This window comes from Microbulbifer aggregans (assembly GCF_001750105.1).
Classification (GTDB): Bacteria; Pseudomonadota; Gammaproteobacteria; order Pseudomonadales; family Cellvibrionaceae; genus Microbulbifer; species Microbulbifer aggregans.
Window position 1 is genome coordinate 3,344,186 of record NZ_CP014143.1, and the last position, 25,488, is coordinate 3,369,673.

Here is a 25,488-nt window from a genome sequence, read left to right on the forward strand (position 1 = left end):
GCCATACTGCCCTCTTCTTTCCCTTCACAGCAACTTCCGCCAGTCTAGTCTTCTCCATCCTCAGGCCAGCGGAAGAAAGGCTTGCGGCGCTCACGGAAGGCCGAGCTGCCTTCGCGAAAATCACGCCCATCGAACGCTTCGTCGAACGCTTGCAGCAGTGCATTTTCCGCTGCCTTTCCATCCTCTCCTGTTGCACATTCAACGCCAGCAAGGAATTCCACAGTCGCTTTGCTCCAGCGCAGAGAGTACTGGGAGTTGTTCACCAGGCTCTCGACCAACTCTTGCTCCTTCTGCTGCAGTAGCGGCGTATCTGCCAGATGTTGAATCAATCCGATCTGCTGCGCGCGAGCTGCGGTCACGGGCAGCCCGGTCAACAACATATCTCTCGCATTGGCCGCCCCAACCGCATTTATCAACCGTTTGGTATCGGGCAGGCTGTACAGAATGCCCAGCTTTGCCGGGGTGATGGCAAAAGTCGCCGAAGTTTCCGCCAGCCGGATATCACAGGCCAGTGCCAGACCGCAACCGCCGCCATAACAGGCACCGCGAACGACAGCCAGTGTCGGGCGCGGCAACCGTTGCAGCTTCATTTGAACATCGCGTATCAGGGCGTTCTGTCGACGCATCTCCGCCGGATCATCCATTGCCACAGTCAGGTCATCGATACTTGCCCCTGCGCAGAACGCCCGATCGCCAGCACCCGTGACTACCAACGCCCTGATATCGCTATCAGCCGCAATACGATCGAGGAGCTCGGACAAGCTCTCCCACATGCTCACTGTCATGGCATTACGTTGAGAGGGATTATCGATGGTGACACGTGCCAGCGGCCCATCAGTTTGCAAGCGCACGGCCGCATCGTCAGAACCAGAGCCAGACTGTTCTTTCACAGGTTTTTTCTCGCGTAGCTCGGTTGTCACACCCAGTCTCCACCAATTAGTGAATTGATCACACCGTCACAAGAGCAACATTACTGTGAATCCATTCCTCGAGCGCGACACAGGTACTCAGCAGTCGCTCTTCGTCACCGGCCCGGGCGATGATCTGCAGTCCAAATGGCAGGCCATCATCCGCGACTCCAAGCGGAATACTGGCGGCAGCCAGCCCTGCCATATTGACACAACTGGTCAAGTTGGCCTGGTTGACAGGCACCTTGTCAGCGAAAGGAAACGCCGTTTGCAATGTGGTGGGCGTGAGCAGGAAGTCGACATCCTCAAGCTGAAGCTTCAACCAGGATCCGGCCTGCTCCACAATGTCCATTGCGCGTACCAGATCCGGTGCAGTGCGCTCAGCCCCCCACTGCAGCAAACGGCGTAGCTCGGGTGAAAACAGATCCGGCTGTGCCCGCAGCTCGCTCACGAAGGTGACATTGGCCTCGGCCTCACAAAGAAGCAGGCCGGCCCGACGCACCGTAGAAAAATCAACAATGGAGAAATCCCGACGCGCCTTGATTGCCCCAGGCAGGGACTCGGTAAAGTTCCGGAAAAAAAACGCAATTTCCTGATCAGCACCGACTTCATCGCAGCGATCAATCAGCCCCCAACGAATGGACGCCAATGACGGTGCGGGCATATTGCACTCAGTAAGAGGCTCTGTAGTTTCGGTCACCTCGTTGCCGCGAAGCATTGGCCACAGATCCCTGAGATCCCGGCTCGAACGCGCCAGTGGGCCCACAGTGTCGAGCTGTCGGCACAGGCGGGTGACGCCTGCAGCGTTGACTTGGTTTCGGCCCGGTTTCAGTCCGGAGACACCGCAATAGCTGGCAGGAATTCGCACGGAACCCATCGTGTCGGTGCCAAGAGCCAGTGCGCAGAGCCCGGCCGCCACGGCCGCAGCGGATCCTCCGCTGGAGCCTCCTGGCGTATAGCCCACACGCAATGGGTTCTCGCAACGCCCCCAGTGGGGATTATCATTGGTCGCCCCAAGAGCAATCTCATGCATATTCAGTTTGCCCAGAATAACCAGGCCGGCACTGCGCAACCTGGCGACAACAGGCGCATCCGCATCAGGGGTGGGAATGTCATCGTGGTACCCGAGTCCATTAGAGGTCGGCATGGCAGCGACATCGATATTGTCTTTTACCGCGATGGTCAGCCCATCCAGTTTTGACAGCGGCCGCCCTTCCCGGCGGCGCCTGTCCGAGGCGCGGGCCGCCGCCAGAGCTCCTGCCACATCGACAAAGGTATAGGCATTGATTGTGCTATTGGTGTCCTCGATTGCCGCCAGGGTTGTCGCCGTCAGTTTTTCACTGGTCAATTCCCCCCGCCGAAGTCGCGCTGCTAACGCATTAGCATCTTCCTGTAAAAGTGCACTGGGTAGTGATTTATGCAGCATTGTCAGCTCCCTGGCCCGGTCCGGGACTTCCGCAGTCTTAGCCGAAACGCCGATCGATCAGACGCAATGGCTTCTGGCGCCGTTCCAGCTCCGTCCACTGAGCGGTTTCGCCGGGCCAGACAAGTTCCACTCCCACCTCCAGCCCCAGCTTGCGTTTCAGTAGAGCACAGCTCTGCGCTGTGATCTGCGGATGTTCCGCCACCGGAGCGGTCACCTCGACCATGATCGTGAGCGTCTCTCGGCCAGTGTCATCGCGCTCGGCAATACAGACATATTCGCCGGTAAAACAGTCCATTTCTGCCAGCATCCCGCCTATCCCATGGGGATAAACGTTGATGCCGCGCAGCTTGACCATATTATCCGAGCGCCCCAGAAAGCCGCGAATACGCCGGAACGGTAAATGGAATGGATTTGCTCCCGGAATCTCCGCAGTGATATCACAGGTATTGAAGCGGATTACCGGATAAATGTCGTCCTTGTACAGGCAGGTGACGACCATATTGCCCGTCTCTCCGCTACTCACCGGCTTGCCGCTGTCCACGTCCAGCAACTCCAGGTAGTGAGCGTCCTCCCACACATAGAGCCCTTCCTGATCCGGCCCCTCGGCAGCTATGCAGCCGGTATCCGCGACGCCATACCAGTCGTACAGGGCGGCGCCGCCCCAGGCATCACTGAGTGCCGCGCGCGTTTCCTGCCCCAGATGGCCGATGATCATGTCGACCCGTAAATCCTCTCCCGGGACCAAACCACATTCTTCAGCCACACTGGCAAGTTTTTTAATGTAATCGGCAAACCCCACCAGGACATTGACGCCAAAGTCGTGCATCAGCTGCACTTGCTGGGCAGATCGTGTCTCGAGCCCTGTGCCTGCCGACAGAAACATTGCATTGGTATAACGAGTCACTGCCTCGCGAATGTAATGTCCTCCATTGATCATGCCATGCCCATAGGTGGACTGGACCGTCGCCCCGGGTTTGAGTCCCATAAAGCGGTAAGCCCGCGCCACCAGCATGGCCTGGATCTCTCGCCCGCGCGGTCCGAAGATGATTGGCTGTGGTCTGCCCGTAGTACCGCTCGTAGTGTGAAAGACCACCGGAGGCCGCTCTTCAGGGGCGAGCCCCTCCAGTCCGCTGAAGTCACCAATCGGTGGACATTGCTCCACACTCTCCATGATGTCGGACTTGGAAAACACCGGTAGTTTCTCGATGTCATCCAGACTCCTGATATCCCCGGGCTCGATTCCCGCTGCGCCCCACAGGCGCTGGTAAAACGGGATTTGCCAGCCGCGGACCATCAACTTGAGAAAGCGCTGATTTTGCAGCTCGCGCAATGCATCCCGGGACATGCCCGCATAAGCCTCCAGAAAACCATCGCCAAGCGGGTAGTCCGCCAGGGCCTGGTGCACATCAAAACTCTCGAAATAGCTTGGGTATGGCATGGAAACCGCACTCTTATTCAGCAGGTGGCATGGACGGACCGCGGCTCGGGCATGAGCAACTCAGTCAATTGGGTAACGGATGCCAGCTGATCCAGCTGGTCTATCTGCGTAATGATCTCGTGCGCCGCATCCGAGCCTATCGGCATGCGCGCCGACGCGAGACAACGGTAAAACTTTTCAAGCTGGCGTTCGCGGCACAAAGGGCTATCGGGGTGACCCAAAATCGATTTCAGCTCCTTGCGGTACTCAGCACCGCTGGCCAACTGTACGGTCACCACCTGGGGCGCCAGGGCATTGGGATCCTCGCAGTCCGAGGGGTGCATACTGATTCTGCGCGCTAGCGCCCCGCGCGCTGGGTCGGACAGAGCCGCGGCATCAAAGTCTGTCACCCCCACGTCGCCGGTTAATAACAGCGTCGCGGCTACGTAGCCAATACACAGCTTGGCATAGTTCGCACTCATCTCCTGTGTAGCCGGCCTATCCACCAGGCGTCGCACCAATGGCGGTGCCTCGATGCGGATACTCTCGATTTCCCGAACGCTAAACCCGTGCTCCACGCGTAGTTGCATCAGGGCATCCAGGGTGCCATGGGCAGCGCGTCCCGTTGGAAAAGGCTTATGGCTGACCCTGCTGATCTGCCATTCCCGTCCCAGCAGAGCGAAAGCCTCAGGCGCATTGCCGCAGGACTCCATAATGGAAAAATATCCGAAGTCGCCACTCAGGAACTGCTTGGGCCCCTCGAGTCCGAACCCTGCCATATCCACGGCGGTAACTGCATTGCGCGCATTGAATGCCACCTGCATTGGCAACACCGGTACACCCTCGCTATGCGCCTGCATGGTGCCGCCGGTCTGGCTGTAGGCAATCGACATGGCCTGTAAGATTTTTTCACGGCTGTAGCCGCGCAGATGCGCAAGACCCGCGGCTGCGCCGATACAGCCTGCGGTGCCCGGGCGGAAAAAGCGCATGGGACTGCTGGCACTCATCCCGAGCACAGTGGCGACATCCACTGCGAGAGCGACGGCCAGAAGCAACGCGCGACCGTCCACCTCGCGAGCCTCCGCATCGGCCAGTATTGCTGACAGGATGACGGCCATGGGGTGCACGACGGCCCGTTCATGCACGCAGTCGAATTCCTGGTTGTGGATCTGGTAGGCATTCACCATCGCCGCATTGGCCACGGGAAGCGAAACACCCGTGCCCCAGACGCTCGCCACGGAACCCTTTACTGCAGCACCCCAGCTATGTGCGGTCACCAGTAATTGGGCCGCCAGTGGTAAACGTGAGCCGCTAATGCCGACACCGATGGAGTCGAGAATAAAGGTCTTACAAGCGTCGACTGCGACTCTATCAAGGTCCTGGAATTGAGCCCCTGCCACATGATCCAGTAGCTTTTGCTCATAGCCGCCCACGATGATCTCCCAGAGTACGCACCAGGCTGAAGAGGCCGCTAAGATCGTCCTGTCGACATAGATTCAGCACTACTTCGACCACATCCCCGGCGGGTTTCTCTGGGATCGCTGCCGCGGCGAAAAGTGTCTGCGCCTTGTGGATGATGTCGCTCATTGAAAGGGGCCACTCCGGGTCACCCCATGCATCATTCAGGACGGTTTCCCGCGTACTGCCATCCCTAAGTGTCACCCGGGCCCTGGCCCCAAAGTGACCGGGGTAAGCCAGCTCGAACTCTTCACCGACCCGCAGCTCCACCCTGGACCTGAGCGCAATGACCTCTTCCCGCTGTAGATAATCCCGCTCAAAGTGACCGATGCCCGGCTCTCCATACAGCAAAGCCACCGCAGCGCAGTGCTGCAAACTGAAACGGGCCTCTGCGGGCGAAAGTGGCTGCAGACGATCGCAAAACTGCAGGGCGTCTGCATAAGTGCAGATTTGCAGCAGACTAACTTCGTCACTCGGCAAATCACCCAGTGCCCTCACTGCATCGATGGCCGGGTGGGTATGGCGACAGGCCGGCCAAGGCTTGAAGCTGCACTGGAAGAGCAACCAGTTATCGCTTGCGTTTTCGATGACGGCCAGAGGTAATGCCCGCGAAGAAGTCGCGGCAAAGAATCCCTGTGTCCCCTCCAGCAGGCTTGCGGGACCGCGCAACTGTTCGGAAGCCAGCAAAGCGGCCTGCACCCCTGCATGTGCCGCGGCAGCATTGTGCAGGTGCTTGGTCTCCACTGCTTCATGGCGCATTTGCCAGAAACCACCGGTACGGCTACCGGCATTGGCCAGCGCCCAGACGGTTTCCTCTGGACCGAGCGCAAGCATGTATGCCGCTGCTGCCGCCGCACCAAAACTGCCGCAAGTCGATGTGCTGTGGTACAGAGCATAGTGATCCCGGCCCAGGGCCCGACCGATGCGGATCATCGCCTCGTAGCCCACGACTATCGCTCCAAGTAACTTGCTGGGCTTCGCCCTGACCATCTCTGCGACCGCAAGGGCCGCGGGAATGATCACCGGCCCCGGGTGCAGGGTGGAGTTTCGATGGAGATCATCCATTTCGGATACACTGCCAAGAGCACCGTGGTACTGAAGCGCATCCTGCCAGCCCGTATCCTTCCCGCCCAGATTCCAGTTCTCACCGGCTGTCCCCCACTGTGCGAGATAACTTTGCAGTTTTCCAGCCATCTCACTGGTCGTCCCGTACACAGCACAGCCAAGCCAATCCAGCAGATGCAGCTGGGCCCTGGCCAGGGTCGACTCATCTATTTCACGAGAAAGTAGCGGAACCAGCTGTTGCAGAAGGGTTTCTGGTAACTTCATGACAGCATCCCCTCCACACAATCCTCCAACGGCGCATAAGCCCAGCGATGCGCCCTGCGACGCGCTTGTTCGAAACTATCGATCTTTATGTGGTGCTGCTGTGTCAAGGCTATGGGGTCGAGACCATTTAACAGCATGTGGCGAGCGGCCTCGTCGAGCACGAAATGCCACTCCCTTTCACCGCACCGGATCAAACACTGTTGGAGGTCGATGGTCACCAGATTCCCTTGTGGATCCCCACCCACCTGCTCTGCCAATTCATTGATGGTCCTTTCTTGCAGGCATACGGGCAACAGACCATTGCGAATGCAGTTGGTATGGAAAATCGCACCAAAACCACTGGCAAGCACCACGCGGATACCGTATTCCATTAACGCCCAGACAGCGTGCTCCCGGGATGAGCCACAACCGAAATTGTCGCCAGCAAGAATAATGGAAGCCCCCTCATATTCAGTTCGATTCAGCACGAATGACGGGTTGACCTCGCGGCTGCCTGGCAAGGTGTAGCGCCAGCCAGCGAACAACCCTTCACCCAGCCCGCGCTTGGAGACCTGCTTCATCTCCCGTGAGGGGATGATGGCGTCCGTATCGATATTCCGCTGCAGCAGAGGCACTGCGACGCCGGTATGAGAAAGAAACGGTTTCATGCAATCAATGACTCGCTATTTGCCAGCATCTCCGCTGAAGTGAATGACCCGGCAATCGCCGTCGCGGCCACCGTTTCGGGGCTGGCAAGGTGGGTGCGCGTATTGGGCCCCTGACGCCCCTCGAAATTGCGGTTGGTTGTGGAAATTACACGCTGGAATTCACCAAAAGTTTCACCCCCAGCGTAAAAGCACATCGAACATCCGGAGTCGCGCCACTCAAAGCCCGCTTCGGTAAAAATGCGGTCCAGCCCCTCCTGTTCCGCTGCCCTCTTCACCCGCCGGGATCCAGGCACGACAACGCCGCGTACACCGGGAGCGATGCGACGCCCGTTCACGATGGCTGCCGCCGCGCGCAGGTCGCTCAGGCGGCTGTTGGTACAGGAGCCGATAAAAGCCGCGTTGACTGCGATATCCACCATCGTCTGTCCGGCCTGCAAGCCCTGGTACTGCAACGCCTTAGCGGCCGCCTCCCGACGGTGAGGCTCAAGATGCTCGTCGGGGCCGGGAATGCGAGCGCTAATGCCAACAGCCTGCTCGGGGCTGGTCCCCCAGGTCACCACGGGCTCGATTTCCCCTGCATCGACAACCAACTCACGTTCAAAGGCCGCATTGTCATCGCTGCGCAAGGTTCGCCAGTATTCAACCGCATCGCGCCAGTGTTCACCCTTGGGAGCGAAATCCCGTCCGTCGAGGTAGGCCTCAACTTTTTCATCGGGCGCAATCAATGCGGTAAACGCGGAGAACTCCACTGCCATGTTGCACAGGGTGAAGCGGGCCTCCACTTCCAGCTGTCGTATCGCTGAGCCGGAAAACTCCACTGCATAGCCGGCAGCGCCATTCGCTCCAAAGCGTGCAATGAGGTGCAGTATCAAGTCCTTGGCGGTCACACCGGGGCGCAACGCCCCGTCCACGATCACCCGCATATTTTTTGGTTTGCGTACCCGCAAGGTACCGGTTGCCAGTGCGTGCTCTGCCTCACTTGAACCGATCCCCCACGCCAGAGCACCAATGGCTCCCTGAGTACACGTATGACTATCGGGGCAAACCAGGGTCAGGCCTGGCAATACCAGACCCTGTTCCGGGGATATCACGTGTACGATCCCCTGGTCAGCGTCATCGACATCGAAAAGCCGGATATTGGCTGTGCGGGTTTCACTGCGTGTCGCCCTGATAAAGTCAGCACCCGAGGGCATCAGTGTTTTATCACCGCGACCGGGGAAGGTATCGACAATATGGTCCATGGTGCAGAAGACGCGGCGGGCATCTCGCACGTCATAACCCGCTGAACGCAGACTCTGCAGCGCAACCGCCCCCGTGCGCTCATGGAGAAATACCCGATCCACGTACAGCAGAGTCTCCCCGTTTTCCAGATCGCAGACGGCGTGATCCGACCACAACTTGTCGAACAGGGTGCTCGCTCCCGATATCGCCATATTTAGCGCCCTCCTGTACCCTCAGAATCAGGTCAGATCTTTTATCTCATAATTTGATATATTATTATAACATTATAGCTTTGAGAACCGTAATTTATCCCGATGAGCACAAGCGAATCCCGCCCCGCCCTCGGCCCCTGCTCGGTGGCCACCCTCGCAAGCCCGGACGCACCGCGGCTGGTCGATGACTATTGCAGCCACCTGCACTGCCAGGTCCTTACCTGTGAAACTCTCACGGCGTCCATGACCCGCCAGTGGGGCTGCCCTGGACTCACTGGCAACCAGTATTGGCTGCTTGGAAATGCTCTCGGGCGCCCCTGGTTGCGCATCGTCGAAGATGCCTCTGCTGAGCCTGTCACCCCCCTATCTCGTGCGGGTTGGATGGCACTGGAAATACTGGTTGAGGACGTCGATGACCTCGCCGCCACACTGGAGGCCTCTCCGTTTCAGCTATTGCGACCCGCCGCCAACCTGGAACTCAGCGATAAGATCCGTGCCGCACAGGTTCAGGGCCCTGCGGGCGAGCTGTTGTACCTCACCCGCATCGCCGGTGAAGTCCCGCCTTTCCAGCTTCCCAAGGCTCGCTGCGCCGTCGACCACCTTTTTATTCCGGTGCTGGCCAGCACGGGTCGCGCAGCATCCCTGGCGCAATATGAAGCCTTGGCTCAGTACGATGGCTTGAGTTTTGACACCAGAGTTACAGTCATTAACCAGTTGCGCGGGCTACCAATGGAACAGCGACATCCGCTCGCGACTCTGCAGTTGGCAGACAATTCCCTGATAGAGATCGATCAGCTCGAAAATCTTGACGTTGCCCAGCAGCAAGGTGGCACTCTCGGCGGCGGCGTTGCCATGGTGACCTTTTTCATCGACTGCCTGCCTGCTGGCGTGGAGGCCTATCACCACAGCGCTGCTCCGTATGAAGGGCGCCGAAGTTGTACGCTCTACGGAAACGATGGCGAACGGATCGAGCTGATAGAGCGATAGCAATCGATATCAATACGCTCATCACTTCAGGAAGAACCAAAAAGCAATAACAAAGGAAAACCCATGCCTTACCGCAGTATTCGAGGACACATCCGTTACACCAGCCGCAAGCCTGACCGGCTCGGCCACGAGCGGGGTCGGGAGTTTTTCAGCATTTCCCAGCAAACGGATGGCGTCGACGTATTGCAGGCACATTGTGAAATCGATGATGCCCCCAGTGTTACCCGGGACATTGTGCAGGCCATGCGCCACTCTGACTCGGCACCGCTGGATTGCTCCGTGCGCCTGACTGTGGGAGACGAATTTGAAGGCAGCGGCTGGTTTCGCTTTACCGACAAACTGGCCGAATGCGAAACCTTCAACCAGCGCGACGGTCGCATCAGCCAGTGCATTGAGCTGGCCGCACCTGTGCAGTGGATGCAGTGCCACCCGATCGCGGGCGACGGCCTGCTGATGCGGCTTTATGACCTTTCCAAAGGCCCCGGTAAACAACACTTCCCCCACATGATGCTGTCCTCACCAGATCATCGCGGTGCAACCGGTCCCCTGCTGTTTAAAATGGGCTTCTCACTGGTTTACCTTGGGGAAACGGATATTACCGTTGAGGCTGGAACCTTCCGTGCACGACACTTCCAGGTGACCGACACCGCCGCAGACCTGCCCGAAGAGCACCCGCCCTACAATGTCTGGTGCACGGCTGACGATGACTATCTGCTCCTGCGAGCCGAAGTGGAGGGGTATATGCAAACCCGTTACGAGCTGGCAGAACTGCAATACTTTGAAACCACAGCCGGCATCACCAAGGCCCGGCAACCAGTGGCAGAACCGCTGGTTTAACCCGCTTCTTTTCATTCCATTTCAGTCCTCGGGTGGCGACTCTACGCGACCCGAGTTCTGCACTCGCATCCTCCCCCAATCCTGCAGCTCACTCTGCTTCTCTGCCTCACCGAATAAATTGACAATCATCAATGCAGCCCGACCCTGCCGCAAAATAACAATAGAGGGTTAAACAACATACTGCGGAGACAAGAATGAAAATACTGATACTGGGAATGGGGCATGTGGGGAAGGCCCTGGGCAGCAGGCTCCGCAGCAAGGGTCACCAGGTGGTCGGGAGCACGACCACCCCAGAAAAGGCACAGGGTCTGAGAGCGTTTGCAGACGAAGTAGTGGTACTCAAGGGGCACGAATCCGAGAAGGTCGCTGCGGCAGCCAGCGGCGTGGACCTGATCATCGTTACCGTTGCGCCAAACGTAAAAAATACCCGCACCCCGGAAGAGCGGCACCGGCACTACCGCCAGACTCTGGTTGAAACCTGCTCCAGCGCAGCTGCGAGTTGCGACCGCCTGATATTCCTGTCCTCGTTCTCCGTGTACGGCGACGGCGGTGAAGGTAGCAGTGCCATTACCGAGGAAACGCCTACCAGTAACCACGAGGAACCCTCCTCGCTGTATTACCAGAAGGCAGAACAGAAAATCCTCTCCCAGGCAGGGGGATGTGTCCTGCGCTTCCCGGATATGTATGGTGCGCCCGGGGATATGAGCTTCCCTGAACGGGTGAAGCTGGCACATTCCTATTTCGGTGGTAAAGCCTTGTTTGGTGCCGACGCCCTGCTGTACGCGATTCATTTTGAAGATGTGGTCAGCGCGGTCGTTCATGCCATCGACCACAAACTGCAAGGTATCTTCAATGTATGTGATAACGAGCGTATACCCGCCACGAACGCCAGGGTATTCGATGCCATCTGTGATCACGAAGGATTGTCACGACTCGAATTTCTGAATCAGATCAAGGCACCGAATCGAAGGATTTCGGCTGCCAAAATCTACCAAACAGGCTATCGCGTAGCGCACGGGGACCCGAATGCAAGCTACCTGACGGAAGCTGAGACCCACTGAGGTCTATCCCGGGACACATGGTTATGAGTAGCGCCTAGTGCCCGCCTAAACACTTTTCACCAATTGAGTACTCAATGAGGCAAGTTATGCATTCGGATACAAAAACCATCGACCAGTTCCTGGCAGAAAGCCCAGACGTGGATGTAAGCAAAGCCTGGGAACGTTGCTGGGGCATCCTAACCGACATCAAGGGAACCATTGCCAGCCGTTTTACCGGTCTACAGCTGGACCCGAACTGCAAAGACAGGGAGTACTACACCTCCCCCAACGGCGAGTTCGAAGGATCATTTCAGGCCTGGAGTGGCGGCGACTGCGAGTGGCTGGTGAATTCCTGGCTTGGCAACCGCAAAGCCAGCATTCTCGACATGAATGCCACTGCCTACCTGGGACAGAACACCGATGTACCCCACTTCGTCATGGTATTCGGCACCATCCCTAAACTCTTCTTCTACTTTGATTTTATGCCGCGGCGGAATCTATTAGTGGACAGTGACTATCTCGACAAGTACTACGCTCCCATCAACGAGGAGTACCTGGCCCTGCGTGGACACAGCAATTTCCAGTGGTCGGTCAGCCATGGCCCCTATATGAGAGCGCTGATCAATCCCTCCACCCAGAGCCTGATGGCAGACCTGAACAACGAGAACATCGACATTCTGGAAGCCTATGCCCGCAAGATGCTCGATCACTGGCTGGGCTGGTATGACAATGCAGAGCCATTACCAGAGAGCGAACGCACAGCATTGCGCCATGACGATCATCAATTGCGGCGCTTGTGCTACGAGCGCGACCCGATGAACAAGCTGGCCACCCGGGTGTTCGGAGAAGAGGGGGTTCAGGAGATGTTAACGCTGCGGATGGGCGCGGAGCAGATGCGCCGCGCTGTCAGTGCCTGAAGCAGAACCTCAGTCCATCAGGGGTGGGGCCTCGACCTCACCCCGCAATAGCTGCGCCAGGTATTCTGGTGCAATCATTGTGCAGTAGTGGGTACCCATGAAACTATTCGGCACTGGCATCAGGCGCCGGTATTCCACATGCAGGGCCTTGCTGCGTAAATTCAGGGTATCCCCCTCGCGATAGGCAACCTGGTACAGCTCCGGACGCAACCAGAAAGGTCCGATATACACATTGTTCTCGTCATCCAACGAGACTCGCTCCCGGGGCAGCAAGTCAGTATCGCCCTGCTCTTCCAGCGCCCGGTAGATATCTGTCAGCATCACGTCCAGCCATTGCTGGCACTGTCGATCCTGATCAGCGACTGTCAGCTCACCTGCCGATCCATGGGCGGTGCGAATACGCTCCGCGGTTTTCATCTTGCAGGCGACAGTGACCGGAAACTCCACGCGCTGGCCATCGGAAAATTGATAGCCCACATACTGGTGGCTCGTCAGCGGCTTAGCTGTGGGCTTCGACTCCTTGAAGCTGGTCCAGTAACTGCCCCGCTCGTAAAGTACATTGTCCACGGCCAGATCGGTACCGGCGATGAACTGCTGCACCCGAGCACAGAAAGCATCGTCTGACGAAAGCGGGTACGCGACGGTAGGCGCAGCAAGGAAACTGCCGGTCAATCCCAACAGGATAGGGAGAGCAGCAAGGCAACGGGATATCTTCACTTTATCAACCTCACGGGTTTGAATTTGAATTGATGCTACGAACCGATTACGCCAGAACCAGTAACACAGTTCATGGATACCCCACTTGATGTCGGCGCAAATTGACAATTATCAATCTGTGACAATAGATAGCTACCTAAGCTCACCTTCAGGGACCAAGAGAGACTTTTAATGTACCTGACACGCTGTATTTTCGATGCATTCAAAGTGGAAGCTCTCGCCCCTCCATACGATACGGGCATTGCCAGGATTTACTATCCGGCACGATACGGGGACTCTTTTGAAGAGCGGAATACTGGCGCCGTGCCCGTAGATGAGACACTGGCCCCCTGTCCGGTCCTCATTCTATTCCATGGTATCAATATCGATCCCAGTGGTTATCGCTGGCTGGCAGAAACGCTGGCCGCCGAGGGTATTGTTACCGTGTCTTACCAGCTCGTTGCAGAAGAAATGCCTGGACAGTTAGCCGCAACGCCGGGTATCGACCTGCAGGCGCTGACGCCCGAGCACTTTGGCAAACGCACGTCCGCCCTCGCCATGCCGGCACTCCTGTCCATGCTCGAGCGCCTGAACAACAGGAGCGTGTTGGCGGGGAAACTCGATCTGAAGCGGCTGGCCTTCGGTGGCCACAGTGCCGGCGGGACGCTGGCCCTGCTCAACGCCAACCGTGACTGGTTCCCAGCACTGCGTGCCGTCTTTGCCTACGGCGCACATACCGGCGGCTCCACCGCCCTGGGGTGGCCAGAGGAAACGCTGCTTCCGATCAGCAATGGCGTGCCACTTCTCATGATTGGCGGCGAGCAGGACGGCTGCATTGCCAACAGTGCACACCGCTATGAGTCCAATTCAGCCAGCACAACCGCGCGTATCGAACAGACCTTCGACATGGCCGTCCCAGACAATGGCGGCGACAATGTCCTGCTCCTGCTCAGGGACGCCAACCATTTTTCCGTGTGCACCCCTGCGGATGAAACCTGTGGCCGTGGCTTCATCGACCTTCCAGTAGAAACAGATGAGGCCCGTAACGTCGCCGGCCAGGCTGTCCGCCTGTTCTTGCGGGGATTCCTTTGCGACGACCCGGCAGCGCTCGGCGCGTACCGGGAAATGCAGGGCGTCGATCACAATATGATCAGCAAGCTGCTGCAAAAGTGAGCCTTCTTTGATCAACACACTCTGGAACCAGGCTAACCCTCTGATTCTCATAGAAAATCCAATTGCTCTCTTGACCTGAGCGGGCAACACCTCTATTGTTCGCCCCGCTGCGCGCTCGTAGCTCAGCTGGATAGAGTACCTGGCTACGAACCAGGCGGTCGGAGGTTCGAATCCTCCCGAGCGCGCCACTTACGAAGGGCCCGATCCGCAAGGATTGGGCCCTTTTTGTTTGTGGCTTGGACAGGAAGCCCCCGGACACAGTCAGCTCGCAATAGAGGGTGCTGCCCCCCATCTCCGGCAATCTACCCTCATGGCCCTCCCAGCAGAAGTAGCACCGAAGCACTTGGCGAGAGCCTTCCGAGAGCACCTGGCCCCTCCCTCATCATTCGGCATTTTCATCCTGACCGATTCCGGCCCGACTACCTCAGACGGCTTGTCCCGGCATGACAGTTCGAGGATCAAGAGGTGCCAATGCTTGCCCCGGCCTTTCATTACTCGGACTGATGGCGCAATATAAAACCGAGAGCATTCACAATCGTAGATTAGACTTCTATGTCACCTGAACAGTGCAACCTGTTCCATAGAAGCTTCCAGCACCACGCGAGGGTTGTATGTCCAATGATCTCGTCGATGCACAAGTCTCACCCACCGGGCAGTTCGATATTCTGTCCAAGTACGAAATCCACAAACTCAGCGACGAAAGCCGAGGCCCCCAGTACCAGATTTTTCGTAACTGCTCCCTGGCCGTACTGAACAGCGGTGGCTATCTGGATGACGGCAAGGAGCTTCTGGAAAAATATTCTGACTTCAATATTTCCGTTATCCCCACCGAACGCAGTGTAAAGCTCCAGGTCAGAAACGCTCCCGCCAGCGCATTTGTCGATGGCAAAATGATCCGCGGTGTCGCCGAGCACCTGTTTTCTGTGCTCCGCGATATTATCTATGTGAATAGTGAAATTACCGGCGATCCTCGCTACGACCTGGTTTCCGCTCGGGGCGTCACCGATGCGGTATTTCATATCCTGCGTAATGCCGACACTTTTGACCGGTCCCGCTCACCAAGACTGGTGGTGTGCTGGGGGGGACACTCCATTTCATCGGAGGAGTACGATTACACCAAAAAGGTGGGGTATGAGTTGGCGTTGCGCCACCTTGATATCTGCACCGGCTGCGGCCCGGGCGCCATGAAAGGCCCAATGAAAGGTGCAACCATAGGCCATGCCAAGCAGAGGGACCGGCGCGGGCAATACATCGGCATTTCCGAGCCGGGTATCATCGCGGCAGAGGCACCGAATCCGATCGTCAACCAGCTTGTCATCATGCCGGATATCGAGAAACGCCTGGAGGCATTTGTACGCACAGGGCATGGAATCATCGTATTCCCAGGTGGTGCCGGCACCGCCGAAGAAATCCTCTACCTGTTGGGCATTCTGCTGCACGAGGAAAACCGGCAGCAGCCGTTTCCGGTGATTTTTACTGGCCCTGCCAGCGCTTCAGACTACTTCATCCGTATTGACCAGTTCATTGGCTCAACCCTGGGAGAGGCGGCCAGATCCCGATACCAGATCATTATCGACGACCCTGCGGAGGTGGCACGGCAAATGGCGGCCGGCATTGAGGCCGTGCGGCAATACCGCAAAGAATCCGGCGATGCTTATTACTTCAACTGGCAGCTAAAGGTATCGACCGAGTTCCAACGGCCATTTGTCCCCACCCACGCCAACATGCGCAGCCTCGCATTGCACAAGAACCAGGAGCCCTATTTGCTCGCCGCCAATCTTCGCCGGGCGTTTTCCGGCATTGTCTCCGGCAACGTAAAGGACGAGGGAATTCGCAACGTAGAGAAAAACGGTCCCTATGAGCTGCATGGCGACCCCACACTGATGCGTAGCATGGATACCCTGCTGGAGTCGTTCGCAAAGCAGCAGCGTATGAAACTGCCCGGCAAGCAGTACATCCCCTGCTACCGGATCAATGCTGAATAAAGGCTTCCGCCGGCTCGAACAAGTGACAGCGACATGCGCCATGGGTTGTCTTCCACCGGCTTCCATGCACAGCTGGCATTGTTAGATGGGAAGCCTGATGAGGCTGTGAGGATCCTCTTTTTCTCTGACACTCGGAATCACTCGAAGGGGCTACAATTCTTCTGGGTAAGAAGCTTCGCCTGAAGAGAGTGCTATGGAAATCGTCACGTCGCCGACCAATAAAGCAGCTCGGAAATCACCCAAAGAGGCGAAATAACAACCACCCTTTACTTGCCACTAACGACGTGGATTACACGCTCCGCAGAGGAATTCCGTCGCTCGTATTCTAGAGTTTGTGGACATTCTTTCTATTTCGCGCCGGTCACTGTCGACTGACCGGTCAATAGCCAGAGCGGGTCATACAACCGTCCAAGAACTGGTATAGTGACGTAAGTCTCACTAGCCGGGTAAAGGTAACAATAAGAAGGAGAGCCTCCCGTTGATCAACAAGGCCAAAGGCACTTTGCGGCGCACCGCCAGCGGTCTAAGGGTGCGCCTGATCCAGCTATTACCCCGCCGCATCCCAATCGCATTCAAACTGGCACTGGTCATGACCCTGCTGCTGGTGCTGGGGATGACGAGCCTGGGCTTGTTTATCAGCGATAACCAGAACCGCCTGATTCGGACTCAACTGCATGAGTTCGGTAACACCATGGCGTTGCAGCTGGCTAAACTGGCCGGTGAACCGATTTTGTCGGAAAACAGCCTGAACCTGCGGATGCTTACCACCAACCTTGGCCAGGATGAGAAAATCCTCGGCGCAGGTATCTACTCGCGCGACGGCGAACTGCTGTCGGCGACCGGTATCCAGCCAGACCTGACCGGTTCCCCTTTCCAGACTGGCGGAGTTATCTCCCGCCCCTGGTTCCGAAACGCGGCTGATGGTTCCCAGGAACGGTTGCTCAGCTTTATCGCCCCGGCCACTTACCTCGACGTGCAGGTCGGCTCGGTAATAGTCACCCTGTCGGCATCGCAAATGGACCAGGCAGCAACCAGCGCCCGCGATGCCATTATCTACGCCACCCTGGCCATGACGGTACTCGCTTCCCTTCTGGCCTATTGGTTGAGCCGGCGCCTGTCACTACCGATCCACCATTTGATGAAAGCCACCCAGGCCATCGACCGTGGCGACCTGGCCACCCGGATCGACCAGCAGCGCAATGACGAAATCGGCTATCTGTTCGAAGGGTTCAACAATATGGCGGCGGGGCTGCTGAGGAAATCACAGGTCGAGCAGGTGTTCTCCCGCTATGTATCAAAAAACGTCGCCGACAAGGTACTGGCCAACCTGGACGAGGTCCGGCTGGTCGACCGCCCGATCGAGGCAACGGTGCTGTTCGCTGATATCACCGGCTTTACCGCGATGTCAGAAAAGCTGCAGCCCAGCCAGGTTTCCGAGCTGTTAAATGAATATTTCTCGTATATCTCACAAGCCTGCTCAATGTATGGTGGGGTCGTCGACAAGTTTATCGGCGACTGCGCGATGCTGGCGTTTGGGGTACTGGAGGACGATACCGACCACGCGTTCCACGCAGTCAGCTGTGCGGTGCTGATCCAGCAACTTGCGGCGCGCTTAAACGAGCAACGCCGTGCCAACGGCCGGCCCGAAGTACATTTCCGCATCGGCATCAATTGCGGTGCGATGCTGGCCGGCAACCTGGGCTCCGACGAGCGGATGGAATACACGGTGGTCGGTGATGCCGTCAACCTGGCATCCCGCTTGTGCAGCGAGGCTCAGTCGAATCAAATCATCATTCAAAAGAAAATGTTCACCATGCTCGAGCCCCGCATCATCGCCCGGTCCGAGCGGACACTGGCGGTCCGCGGCAAGTCAGCGCCGGTGGGGATCTATTCAGTGCAGGATATCCATCGCAATGATCAGGCACAGCTGCGTGCTAACCTGCAGAAAGTGCTCAACAGCCGGCCCCACCAACAGCGCCGGCAGGCAGTCGCCCATGTCTAGACACCGGTTAGCACTTTTATGGGTTTTGTTGGTATCACTGCTGCCGGCCTGCAGCCTGATGCCGACACAGCAGCAGGCGCTGGAGGGGTTCCCATCGGATGCAGTAGAGAATGCTCGCCAACAGTCCGAGCAACTCGAACATCTGCAGACCTTGGGTGGTGCGACAACAGCCCAGCAACAACAGATCCGGCAATTGCAGAACAGCCTGCGACAGTTTGAACGCAACGCAATTCACACGGCGAGCCGTCTGGAAAAACAGGACGACTGGCACGGCGCCGAGCGCGTTTTACAGGTTGCCACAGACGTACTGCCAGGCAGCCGGGCACTCAACACTGCACGGCAGCAGTTTTCAGAGCGGCGCCAGTTGCGTGAGGAACGGGTGCGTATGGAGCTGGCAATCCAGCGTGGCGAACAGCTGCTGAACGAGGCCGAGGCCTACCAGCGCCTGCAGCAGCTTAAAGGCCCCGACATGCTGACCTGGCTCGAGCTGAAGAACTTTCACCGCAAATGCCGTGGGACGGCACAGGCGCTGGAGGACCACGCACGACGGGCGCTGCAACGGGAAGACTATGCACTGGCTACCCGCGGACTGAAGGTGGCACGGCAACTGTACGGCAACGACCTTCTCCACGAAGCTGACCAGCGCGAAAAGATCGATCAGCAGCTGGCCCTGGCCAACCGCCACCTTGGCCAGCCGAAGCGCCAAGTGGCCAGCAGCTCCCCGAAAAAAGATCACAGGGTTCCCGTGCAGGAACTACAACAGGCACTGGACGCTGGCGACCTCCTCAGCGCGCGGCAGCACCTGAACCAGCTACAGCAAAAATCCCCGCAAGATCCGCAACTGTTACCCCTGCAATCGCAGTTTCGGACACAGCTCAACGCCCGCGTCGAAGCTGCCATCAAGCGGGGCAACGACCTGTACAGCGAGGGCAAAATCGAGCGAGCGGTGGAAATCTGGCGTGAAGCCAAAGTCCTGGATCCGGACAACAGCGAATTACTGACCAATATCGCCAGGGCCGAAAAAGTACTGGAGAACCTCAAGGCTCTGTCGGCATCGCCCGAAGGAGACCGTTAAGGCGCATTCAGATTTCTGTGCCCCCTCTCGCAGAGCGAGAAGTGCAGGCCCATGAACCAACCTGCACATCCGCAAACTCAAAAAGACTTTGAATCGCATTGATGGTCTTGGTTTTAAGTTTCGGACATAAAAAAGCCCGCTTTTAAGCGGGCTTTTTTAATGAATAATGGTCGGAGTGGCCGGATTTGAACCGACGACCACCACACCCCCAGTGTGGTGCGCTACCAGGCTGCGCTACACTCCGACGAAGGGGAATCAAGCGCCTAAAACATTGCTAAGTGCTTGATTTTTAAGGCATCGCATTGCGATGAGGCGCAAATCATACATCAGTGGGCGGGGAATGCAAGCCCGGATTTGTGCCGTTCTGAAACTTTAGTTGGGGGTCTCCAGCAGGGCCAGTACACCTTCCAGCTCGGCGATCATCTGTGGCAGAACCTGCTGCAACTGCACGCCCTGGACCTTCTCAGTACTGGACTCCATCTGCAGGCGGGCGCCACCGATGGTGTAGCCCTCCTCGTACAGGAGTGCGCGGATCTGGCGGATAAGGATGACATCCTGGTGCTGGTAGTAGCGGCGATTGCCGCGGCGCTTGACCGGACTTAGCTGGGGAAACTCCTGCTCCCAGTACCGCAGTACATGGGGCTTCACCGCACAGAGCTCGCTGACCTCGCCAATGGTGAAGTAGCGCTTGCCGGGGATCGTTGGCAGTTCGCTGTTATTGCTCGCTTCCAGCATGCTCTTCTACTCGCGCCTTGAGTTTTTGTCCCGGTTTGAACGTCACTACGCGCCGGGCGGAGATCGGGATCTCTTCGCCGGTTTTGGGATTGCGGCCAGGCCTCTGGCTCTTATCCCTCAGGTCGAAATTGCCGAAACCGGAAAGCTTTACCTGCTCGTTGTTTTCCAACGCGTTGCGGATTTCCTCGAAGAAAAATTCGACGATTTCCTTAGCTTCACGCTTGTTGAAGCCCAGCTCTTCGTACAGCTTTTCGGCGAGCCCGGCCTTGGTCAGTGCCTCTGTCATTGGTTCCTACCAATAAATTCAGAGGCGTCGACTCCAGATCGGAAGCGGCCCAAACCGCGGCGGCTTTCAACCCGGTAGCAGACGCTCTCGGGGTGCCATGCAACCTGCACCCCGGAGCGTTATTGCCGGATCAGCGCAAGCTGGCGTTGTATTTTTGTTCTAGTTGTTTGACTACCGCATCAACGGCGGCATTGATTTCGTCGTCGTTAAGGGTGCGCGACGGATGCTGAAAGGTCAAGCCCATCGCAACACTTTTTCTATTGAAATCAATGCCTTTGCCCTGATAGACGTCAAAAATCTTGAGGTCCGTCAAAGTTTCGCCGGCGGCCTCGGCCGCAGTTTCCACCATACTGGCGGCCGGTACGTCGGCGTCGATCAGCAGGGCCAGGTCACGTCGCACTTCCGGGAAGCGTGATAACGGCTCGAATGCCGGCAGTGCGGCCTCGCCGAGGGCTTCCAGGCTGAGTTCGAACAGGTAAGCGGTCTTGGGCAGTTCCAACTTCTTCTGCAGCTGCGGGTGCAGCGCACCGACCACACCCAGGTCACGCCCATCGCGGGTGATACGCGCAGTCTGGCCCGGGTGGAGGGCGCTGTGCTCACCGGCCTGGAACTGGAATTCCACCTCGCCGAAGTGGGCCAACAGAGCCTCAACGTCACCCTTGATGTCGTAGAAGTCGACAACGTCCTTGCCGCCGGTCCAGCTTTCGCCCTGGCGGCCGCCATAGATCAGGCCGGCAATCATGGGCTCCTGGCGGAGCTCTTCGCCGGGAACGAATCGCAGGCCGGTTTCGAACAAGCGCACGCGGCTCTGCTGACGGTTGAGGTTGTACTGCAGGGCCTTGCACAAGCCAGGCATCAGGCTGGTACGCATCACCGCCAGATCGGCGCTGATGGGATTCTGCAGGGCTACTGGCTCTGCCTTCGGGTCGAAGAGTGCGGCGGAATCGCGGTCGATAAAGCTGAAGGTGATCGCTTCATGGTAACCGCGGGCCAGCAGCGTCTGCTCCAGGGCCTCCTGGTCTACCAGGGACTCCTTTTGCGGCACGATATCGAGCGCCGCTGTGAAGCTCACACTGGGAATGCGGTTGTAGCCGTATACGCGGGCCAGCTCCTCCAGCAGGTCAGCCTCGATGGCCAGGTCGAAACGGAAGCTGGGGACCAGGAAAGTCCAGCTTTCACCGTCTTCACCTATTTTCTGCAGACCGAGGCGGGTCAGGATATCGACGATCTCGTCATCGGCGATCTGTACGCCGAGGCCAGAGGCAACGCGGGCACTGCGCAACGTGATATGGCGCTCGGCCGGCATGGCCTCCTCCAGCTCACGCAGGTGCACCGGACCCGGTTCACCACCGACGATATCCAGCAGCAGCTGGGTAGCGCGCTCTACCGCCTGCTCCTGCAGGCGATAGTCGACACCGCGCTCGAAACGGTGAGAGGAATCGGTGTGCAGGCCATAGGAGCGCGCCTTACCGGCAATTGCCAGCGGATTGAAGAAAGCGCTCTCAAGGAAAATGTCACGGGTCTGATCTGAGACCGCAGACTCTTCACCGCCCATGATGCCCGCCATGGCGAGGGGCTTTTTCTCATCGGCGATCAGCAGGGTGCCCTCTTTCAGCTCCACTTCCTGGCCATCCAGGAGGGTCAGCTTTTCGCCGTTTTCAGCAAAGCGCACCTTGATGCCGCCGTCCAGCTTGGCCAGATCGAAAGCATGCATGGGCTGGCCCAGTTCCAGCAGAACATAGTTGGTGACGTCTACTACCGGATCAATACTGCGCAGACCACTGCGACGCAGACGCTCCTGCATCCACAGGGGAGTTTCGGCCTTCACATCGATATTACGAATCACCCGGCCGACATAGCGCGGGCAGGCTTCGCCAGCCATCAGGGAGACCGGCACGCTGTCATCCAGCTTGGCCGCCACCGGCGCCATGTCCGGGCCCTGTACCGCACAGCGGTTCAGCACACCCACTTCCCGTGCGATGCCGGCAATGCCCAGGCAGTCGGAACGGTTGGGGGTCAGGTCAACCTCGATGGCCTCGTCTTCGAGCCCCAGGTATTCCCTCAGATCCTGGCCGGTGGACGCATCGCTGGGCAGCTCCCAGATGCCATCGCTGTCTTCACCCAGTTCCAACTCGGTCTGGGCGCAGAGCATGCCGAAACTCTCGACACCGCGGAGCTTGGCTTTCTTGATCTTGAAGTCGCCGGGCAGCTTGGCACCGACCAGGGCAAACGGGATCTTGATACCGGCGCGGGCATTGGGCGCACCGCACACCACCTGCATTTCGCCTTCCGGGTGGCCGGCAACCGTGCAGACGCGCAGCTTGTCAGCATCCGGGTGCTGCTCGCAGGCGAGGATCTCACCCACTACCACGCCGGAGAAATCGCCGGCGACCTTTTCGATACCATCCACTTCCAGTCCGGCCATGGTGATCTGGTCGGCCAGTTCCTGTGCGGTCAGTTGCGGGCTGACCCATTCCCGCAGCCAGGCATTGCTGAATTTCATAGTCTGTCTCTTTCTCTTCTTTCCTTGTGCGCCAGGGATTCAGTCTTCCGGCGCCGCGCGGCCTGCTTAGTTGGGGCTGCGCTTCAGCGTTCGTTTTGGTTTCCGGGTGTTAAAACTGCTTGAGGAAACGCAGGTCGTTATCGAAGAACAGGCGCAGGTCGTTGACGCCGTAGCGAAGCATCGCCAGGCGCTCTACCCCCATGCCGAATGCAAAGCCAGAGTAGGTATCGCTGTCGATATCGCAGGAGGCGAACACATTCGGATGCACCATGCCGCAGCCCATGACTTCCAACCAGCCGGTGCCGGAGCACACACGGCAGCCCTCGCCACCGCAGGCGGTGCACTGGATGTCCACCTCGGCAGAGGGCTCAGTGAACGGAAAGTAGGACGGACGGAAACGTACCGGTACGTCGGCTTCGAAGAAGGCCTTGAGGAACTGATCCACACAGCCTTTCAGGTGCGCGAAGCTCACGCCCTTGTCCACCACCAGCCCTTCCACCTGGTGGAACATCGGCGAGTGGGTCACGTCGGAGTCGCAGCGGTAAACGCGGCCCGGGCAGATAATCCGGATCGGCGGCGCCGTCTTCTCCATGGTGCGGATCTGTACCGGAGAGGTATGGGTGCGCAAGACAGTGGACGGATCGATGTAGAAGGTATCGTGCATGGCCCGCGCCGGGTGGTGGGCGGGAATATTGAGCGCCTCGAAGTTGTGGTAGTCGTCTTCGATCTCTGGCCCCTCTTCAACGGAGAAGCCGAGGCGCACGAACAGCTTTTCGATACGGCGCAGGGTGCGGGTCACCGGATGGGCACTGCCCTGCTCCTCACCACGCCCCGGCAGGGTTACGTCGATGGTTTCCTCGGCCAGCTTGGCGGCAATGGCAGCCTCCTCCATCGCCACGCGACGGGCGTTGATCTTCTCCTGCACCTGCTGCTTGGCTTCATTAATCTTGGCACCGGCAGCGGGGCGCTCTTCCGGGGAAAGCTTGCCCAGGCCTTTCAGCAGTGCAGTGAGATGGCCTTTCTTGCCCAGGTAGTCCACGCGCACCTGGTCCAGTGCCTGCAGGCCGTCCGCCTGTTCCACTTGCTCCAGTGCCTGTTCGGTGAGGGACTGCAATTCTTGCATGGAGTCGTTTCCGTCTGAATAAATGCGTTCTTTTTAGTGAGTTGCGCCGGCTTCAGTGCCGGCAGCCTCGGGTACTGCTCATCACGAGCGGCACCGGGAATCCTATAAAAAAATAGGGAAGGACTTTGCAGCCCTTCCCTATCTTTAATAGCGCTCAGTCTTTCAACTGAAAGACGACTTAAGCTGCCAGGGCTGCCTTGGCTTTTTCCACTACGGCAGCAAAAGCGGCTTTGTCGTATACAGCCAGATCGGCCAGGACACGACGGTCCAGAGCGATGTCGGCTTTCTTCAGACCGGCGATCAGGCGGCTGTAGCTCAGGCCTTCAGCGCGGGACTGTGCGTTGATGCGGGTGATCCACAGCGCACGGAAGTTACGCTTCTTGACACGACGGTCGCGGTAAGCGTACTGACCAGCCTTGATAACAGCTTGCTTGGCAACGCGGAATACGCGCGAACGCGCACCGTAGTAGCCTTTGGCCTGCTTCAGAATCTTCTTGTGACGACGACGCGCCTCTACACCACGTTTTACACGGGCCATAACTCTATCCTCTTAACTCTTTGCGAATGGAGCCAATTACTTGGCGCGCAACATACGATCGACCAGGGTGGCATCAGACTTGTTCATGGTCTGTGTGCCGCGCAGCTGACGCTTACGCTTGGTGGTCATCTTGGTGAGGATGTGGCTCTTGTTAGCGTGCTTGTGCTTGTAGCCCGCAGCCGTCTTCTTGAAGCGCTTGGCGGCGCCACTGTGAGTCTTTGCTTTAGTCGGCATTTTGTACTCCAGTTTTAATTAAGGTCACCTGTTGACAGGTGCCCGGTCGGTATTGGCCACTGGACAATCCGGCGGCATTGCGGGAGTGAGGAGGCAGCCGTCGCCCAATCACTTCCCAGGCAGGTTGCCGGCACTGGGCCGGCCCCTGCGAAACGAGTCCCCGCGGTTACCCGCCGGAACTCACTTCTTCTTCTTCGACGGCGCGATGACCATGATCATCTGGCGGCCTTCCATCTTCGGCCGCTGTTCCACCGTACCCAGCTCTTCGAGGTCTTTCTCGATGCGCTGCATCATTTCCATGCCCAGCTCCTGGTGGGCCATCTCGCGTCCGCGGAAGCGCAGGGAAATCTTGGCTTTGTCGCCCGCCTCCAGGAAGCGGGTCAGGTTGCGCAGCTTGATCTGATAGTCCCCGATATCGGTACCGGGACGGAACTTCATTTCCTTGATCTGCTGCTGCTTCTGCTTCTTCTTGGCAGCATTTTTGGCCTTCTTGGCTTCAAAAATGTGCTTTCCGTAGTCCATGATCTTACAGACTATCGGATCTGAATCCGGCGCGATTTCAACGAGATCCAGACTGGCCTGCTGAGCTAGCTCCAGCGCTTCATCCAGGGAAACAATCCCTACCTGTTCGCCGTCGGCGCCGATCAGGCGTACCTGCGATGCCTCAATCTGATCATTAATGCGGGCCTTCTTGGACCGTCCCTTGCTGTCTCGTTTAATAGCTATCGTCTCCAGTTAC

23 protein-coding genes and 2 tRNA genes are annotated in these 25,488 nt (G+C 58.0%); 9 read left to right on the top strand and 16 right to left on the bottom strand.

The genetic code is table 11. From position 1 onward, the window contains the following. Positions 1-44 precede the first annotated feature (44 nt). The 7 genes from AUP74_RS14610 to leuC are packed head-to-tail and all read right to left on the bottom strand — an operon-like array spanning position 45 to position 8,618. Positions 45-920: an enoyl-CoA hydratase/isomerase family protein gene (locus AUP74_RS14610; protein WP_145924411.1), complete on the bottom strand. Its 876-nt coding sequence runs from the start codon at positions 918-920 to the stop codon at positions 45-47. Between the two features lie 28 nt (positions 921-948). Then, positions 949-2,334, bottom strand: coding sequence for an amidase (locus tag AUP74_RS14615; protein ID WP_083261020.1), 1,386 nt, complete (start codon positions 2,332-2,334; stop codon positions 949-951). 37 nt (positions 2,335-2,371) lie between these two features. Continuing rightward, positions 2,372-3,772 carry a phenylacetate--CoA ligase family protein gene (locus AUP74_RS14620; RefSeq protein ID WP_069948193.1) on the bottom strand — a complete coding sequence of 467 codons (1,401 nt, stop codon included), beginning with the start codon at positions 3,770-3,772 and terminating at the stop codon, positions 2,372-2,374. A gap of 17 nt (positions 3,773-3,789) precedes the next feature. After that, positions 3,790-5,184: an MmgE/PrpD family protein gene (locus AUP74_RS14625; RefSeq protein WP_069948194.1), complete on the bottom strand. Its 1,395-nt coding sequence runs from the start codon at positions 5,182-5,184 to the stop codon at positions 3,790-3,792. Further along, positions 5,171-6,538: an MmgE/PrpD family protein gene (locus AUP74_RS14630; RefSeq protein WP_069948195.1), complete on the bottom strand. Its 1,368-nt coding sequence runs from the start codon at positions 6,536-6,538 to the stop codon at positions 5,171-5,173. Before AUP74_RS14630 ends, AUP74_RS14625 begins: the two co-directional genes overlap by 14 nt. Then, positions 6,535-7,185 (bottom strand): 3-isopropylmalate dehydratase small subunit, encoded by a 651-nt coding sequence (leuD, locus tag AUP74_RS14635; RefSeq protein WP_069948196.1) that lies wholly within the window; start codon positions 7,183-7,185, stop codon positions 6,535-6,537. The genes AUP74_RS14630 and leuD overlap by 4 nt, the downstream gene beginning before the upstream one ends. After that, positions 7,182-8,618 carry a 3-isopropylmalate dehydratase large subunit gene (gene leuC / locus AUP74_RS14640; protein WP_069948197.1) on the bottom strand — a complete coding sequence of 479 codons (1,437 nt, stop codon included), beginning with the start codon at positions 8,616-8,618 and terminating at the stop codon, positions 7,182-7,184. The genes leuD and leuC overlap by 4 nt, the downstream gene beginning before the upstream one ends. 102 nt (positions 8,619-8,720) lie before the next feature. Between leuC and AUP74_RS14645 the strand changes: the two genes are divergently transcribed. The 4 genes from AUP74_RS14645 (at position 8,721) to AUP74_RS14660 (ending at position 12,399) form a co-directional block, all read left to right on the top strand. Beyond that, entirely contained in the window at positions 8,721-9,605 is an 885-nt protein-coding gene (locus AUP74_RS14645) for a hypothetical protein (protein ID WP_069948198.1), read from the top strand. 63 nt (positions 9,606-9,668) lie between these two features. After that, positions 9,669-10,442 (top strand): DUF3108 domain-containing protein, encoded by a 774-nt coding sequence (locus AUP74_RS14650; RefSeq protein ID WP_069948199.1) that lies wholly within the window; start codon positions 9,669-9,671, stop codon positions 10,440-10,442. A 194-nt stretch (positions 10,443-10,636) separates the two neighbouring features. Next, on the top strand, positions 10,637-11,503 hold the full coding sequence (locus AUP74_RS14655; RefSeq protein ID WP_069948200.1) for an NAD-dependent epimerase/dehydratase family protein: 867 nt from the start codon (positions 10,637-10,639) through the stop codon (positions 11,501-11,503). 86 nt (positions 11,504-11,589) lie between these two features. Then, the gene (locus AUP74_RS14660) at positions 11,590-12,399 is read left to right on the top strand and encodes a hypothetical protein (RefSeq protein ID WP_069948201.1); all 810 of its coding nucleotides are present in this window, start codon (positions 11,590-11,592) and stop codon (positions 12,397-12,399) included. Positions 12,400-12,408: 9 nt separating this feature from the next. Here the strand turns inward: AUP74_RS14660 and AUP74_RS14665 are convergent, their stop codons facing one another. Then, entirely contained in the window at positions 12,409-13,116 is a 708-nt protein-coding gene (locus AUP74_RS14665) for a hypothetical protein (protein WP_145924412.1), read from the bottom strand. A gap of 171 nt (positions 13,117-13,287) precedes the next feature. On the opposite strand from AUP74_RS14665, the gene AUP74_RS14670 reads away from it, so the two are divergent. The 5 genes from AUP74_RS14670 (at position 13,288) to AUP74_RS14690 (ending at position 19,330) form a co-directional block, all read left to right on the top strand. Next, a complete protein-coding gene (locus AUP74_RS14670) occupies positions 13,288-14,268 on the top strand; it encodes an alpha/beta hydrolase family protein (RefSeq protein ID WP_069948203.1) in 981 nt (326 codons plus the stop codon). A 111-nt stretch (positions 14,269-14,379) separates the two neighbouring features. Further along, positions 14,380-14,456, top strand: a tRNA-Arg gene (locus tag AUP74_RS14675). A gap of 423 nt (positions 14,457-14,879) precedes the next feature. Continuing rightward, on the top strand, positions 14,880-16,253 hold the full coding sequence (gene ppnN, locus AUP74_RS14680) for a nucleotide 5'-monophosphate nucleosidase PpnN (RefSeq protein ID WP_069948204.1): 1,374 nt from the start codon (positions 14,880-14,882) through the stop codon (positions 16,251-16,253). Between the two features lie 478 nt (positions 16,254-16,731). Continuing rightward, the gene (locus AUP74_RS14685) at positions 16,732-18,255 is read left to right on the top strand and encodes an adenylate/guanylate cyclase domain-containing protein (protein ID WP_083261023.1); all 1,524 of its coding nucleotides are present in this window, start codon (positions 16,732-16,734) and stop codon (positions 18,253-18,255) included. Further along, positions 18,248-19,330: a tetratricopeptide repeat protein gene (locus AUP74_RS14690; RefSeq protein ID WP_145924413.1), complete on the top strand. Its 1,083-nt coding sequence runs from the start codon at positions 18,248-18,250 to the stop codon at positions 19,328-19,330. Before AUP74_RS14685 ends, AUP74_RS14690 begins: the two co-directional genes overlap by 8 nt. A 167-nt stretch (positions 19,331-19,497) precedes the next feature. On the opposite strand, the gene AUP74_RS14695 is transcribed toward AUP74_RS14690, so the two are convergent. The 8 genes from AUP74_RS14695 to infC form a co-directional block, all read right to left on the bottom strand. Further along, positions 19,498-19,574 (bottom strand) — tRNA-Pro (locus AUP74_RS14695). A 128-nt stretch (positions 19,575-19,702) separates the two neighbouring features. After that, positions 19,703-20,065 carry a MerR family transcriptional regulator gene (locus AUP74_RS14700; protein WP_069948206.1) on the bottom strand — a complete coding sequence of 121 codons (363 nt, stop codon included), beginning with the start codon at positions 20,063-20,065 and terminating at the stop codon, positions 19,703-19,705. Beyond that, on the bottom strand, positions 20,046-20,351 hold the full coding sequence (gene ihfA, locus AUP74_RS14705; RefSeq protein WP_067080158.1) for an integration host factor subunit alpha: 306 nt from the start codon (positions 20,349-20,351) through the stop codon (positions 20,046-20,048). The genes AUP74_RS14700 and ihfA overlap by 20 nt, the downstream gene beginning before the upstream one ends. A gap of 130 nt (positions 20,352-20,481) precedes the next feature. Further along, on the bottom strand, positions 20,482-22,854 hold the full coding sequence (pheT, locus tag AUP74_RS14710; protein ID WP_069948207.1) for a phenylalanine--tRNA ligase subunit beta: 2,373 nt from the start codon (positions 22,852-22,854) through the stop codon (positions 20,482-20,484). A 109-nt stretch (positions 22,855-22,963) separates the two neighbouring features. Continuing rightward, complete coding sequence (pheS, locus tag AUP74_RS14715) at positions 22,964-23,977, bottom strand: phenylalanine--tRNA ligase subunit alpha (RefSeq protein WP_069948208.1); 1,014 nt, start codon at positions 23,975-23,977, stop codon at positions 22,964-22,966. A gap of 178 nt (positions 23,978-24,155) precedes the next feature. Then, positions 24,156-24,515, bottom strand: coding sequence for a 50S ribosomal protein L20 (rplT, locus tag AUP74_RS14720; RefSeq protein ID WP_020413350.1), 360 nt, complete (start codon positions 24,513-24,515; stop codon positions 24,156-24,158). A gap of 36 nt (positions 24,516-24,551) precedes the next feature. Then, positions 24,552-24,749 carry a 50S ribosomal protein L35 gene (gene rpmI, locus AUP74_RS14725; RefSeq protein ID WP_069948209.1) on the bottom strand — a complete coding sequence of 66 codons (198 nt, stop codon included), beginning with the start codon at positions 24,747-24,749 and terminating at the stop codon, positions 24,552-24,554. A gap of 180 nt (positions 24,750-24,929) precedes the next feature. Then, positions 24,930-25,484, bottom strand: a complete 555-nt coding sequence (gene infC, locus AUP74_RS14730; RefSeq protein WP_145924414.1) for a translation initiation factor IF-3 — start codon at positions 25,482-25,484, stop codon at positions 24,930-24,932. Positions 25,485-25,488 lie beyond the last annotated feature (4 nt).

Coding starts and splice junctions, on each gene's coding strand:
- ppnN (WP_069948204.1), top strand. CDS start 14,880: ATGTCCAATGATCTCGTCGATGCACAAGTCTCACCCACCGGGCAGTTC.
- pheT (WP_069948207.1), bottom strand. CDS start 22,854: ATGAAATTCAGCAATGCCTGGCTGCGGGAATGGGTCAGCCCGCAACTG.
- rpmI (WP_069948209.1), bottom strand. CDS start 24,749: ATGCCGACTAAAGCAAAGACTCACAGTGGCGCCGCCAAGCGCTTCAAG.
- AUP74_RS14660 (WP_069948201.1), top strand. CDS start 11,590: ATGCATTCGGATACAAAAACCATCGACCAGTTCCTGGCAGAAAGCCCA.
- AUP74_RS14700 (WP_069948206.1), bottom strand. CDS start 20,065: ATGCTGGAAGCGAGCAATAACAGCGAACTGCCAACGATCCCCGGCAAG.
- leuD (WP_069948196.1), bottom strand. CDS start 7,185: ATGAAACCGTTTCTTTCTCATACCGGCGTCGCAGTGCCTCTGCTGCAG.
- leuC (WP_069948197.1), bottom strand. CDS start 8,618: ATGGCGATATCGGGAGCGAGCACCCTGTTCGACAAGTTGTGGTCGGAT.
- AUP74_RS14670 (WP_069948203.1), top strand. CDS start 13,288: ATGTACCTGACACGCTGTATTTTCGATGCATTCAAAGTGGAAGCTCTC.
- AUP74_RS14650 (WP_069948199.1), top strand. CDS start 9,669: ATGCCTTACCGCAGTATTCGAGGACACATCCGTTACACCAGCCGCAAG.
- AUP74_RS14630 (WP_069948195.1), bottom strand. CDS start 6,538: ATGAAGTTACCAGAAACCCTTCTGCAACAGCTGGTTCCGCTACTTTCT.
- AUP74_RS14655 (WP_069948200.1), top strand. CDS start 10,637: ATGAAAATACTGATACTGGGAATGGGGCATGTGGGGAAGGCCCTGGGC.
- rplT (WP_020413350.1), bottom strand. CDS start 24,515: ATGGCCCGTGTAAAACGTGGTGTAGAGGCGCGTCGTCGTCACAAGAAG.
- AUP74_RS14615 (WP_083261020.1), bottom strand. CDS start 2,334: ATGCTGCATAAATCACTACCCAGTGCACTTTTACAGGAAGATGCTAAT.
- AUP74_RS14690 (WP_145924413.1), top strand. CDS start 18,248: ATGTCTAGACACCGGTTAGCACTTTTATGGGTTTTGTTGGTATCACTG.
- pheS (WP_069948208.1), bottom strand. CDS start 23,977: ATGCAAGAATTGCAGTCCCTCACCGAACAGGCACTGGAGCAAGTGGAA.
- ihfA (WP_067080158.1), bottom strand. CDS start 20,351: ATGACAGAGGCACTGACCAAGGCCGGGCTCGCCGAAAAGCTGTACGAA.
- AUP74_RS14645 (WP_069948198.1), top strand. CDS start 8,721: ATGAGCACAAGCGAATCCCGCCCCGCCCTCGGCCCCTGCTCGGTGGCC.
- AUP74_RS14620 (WP_069948193.1), bottom strand. CDS start 3,772: ATGCCATACCCAAGCTATTTCGAGAGTTTTGATGTGCACCAGGCCCTG.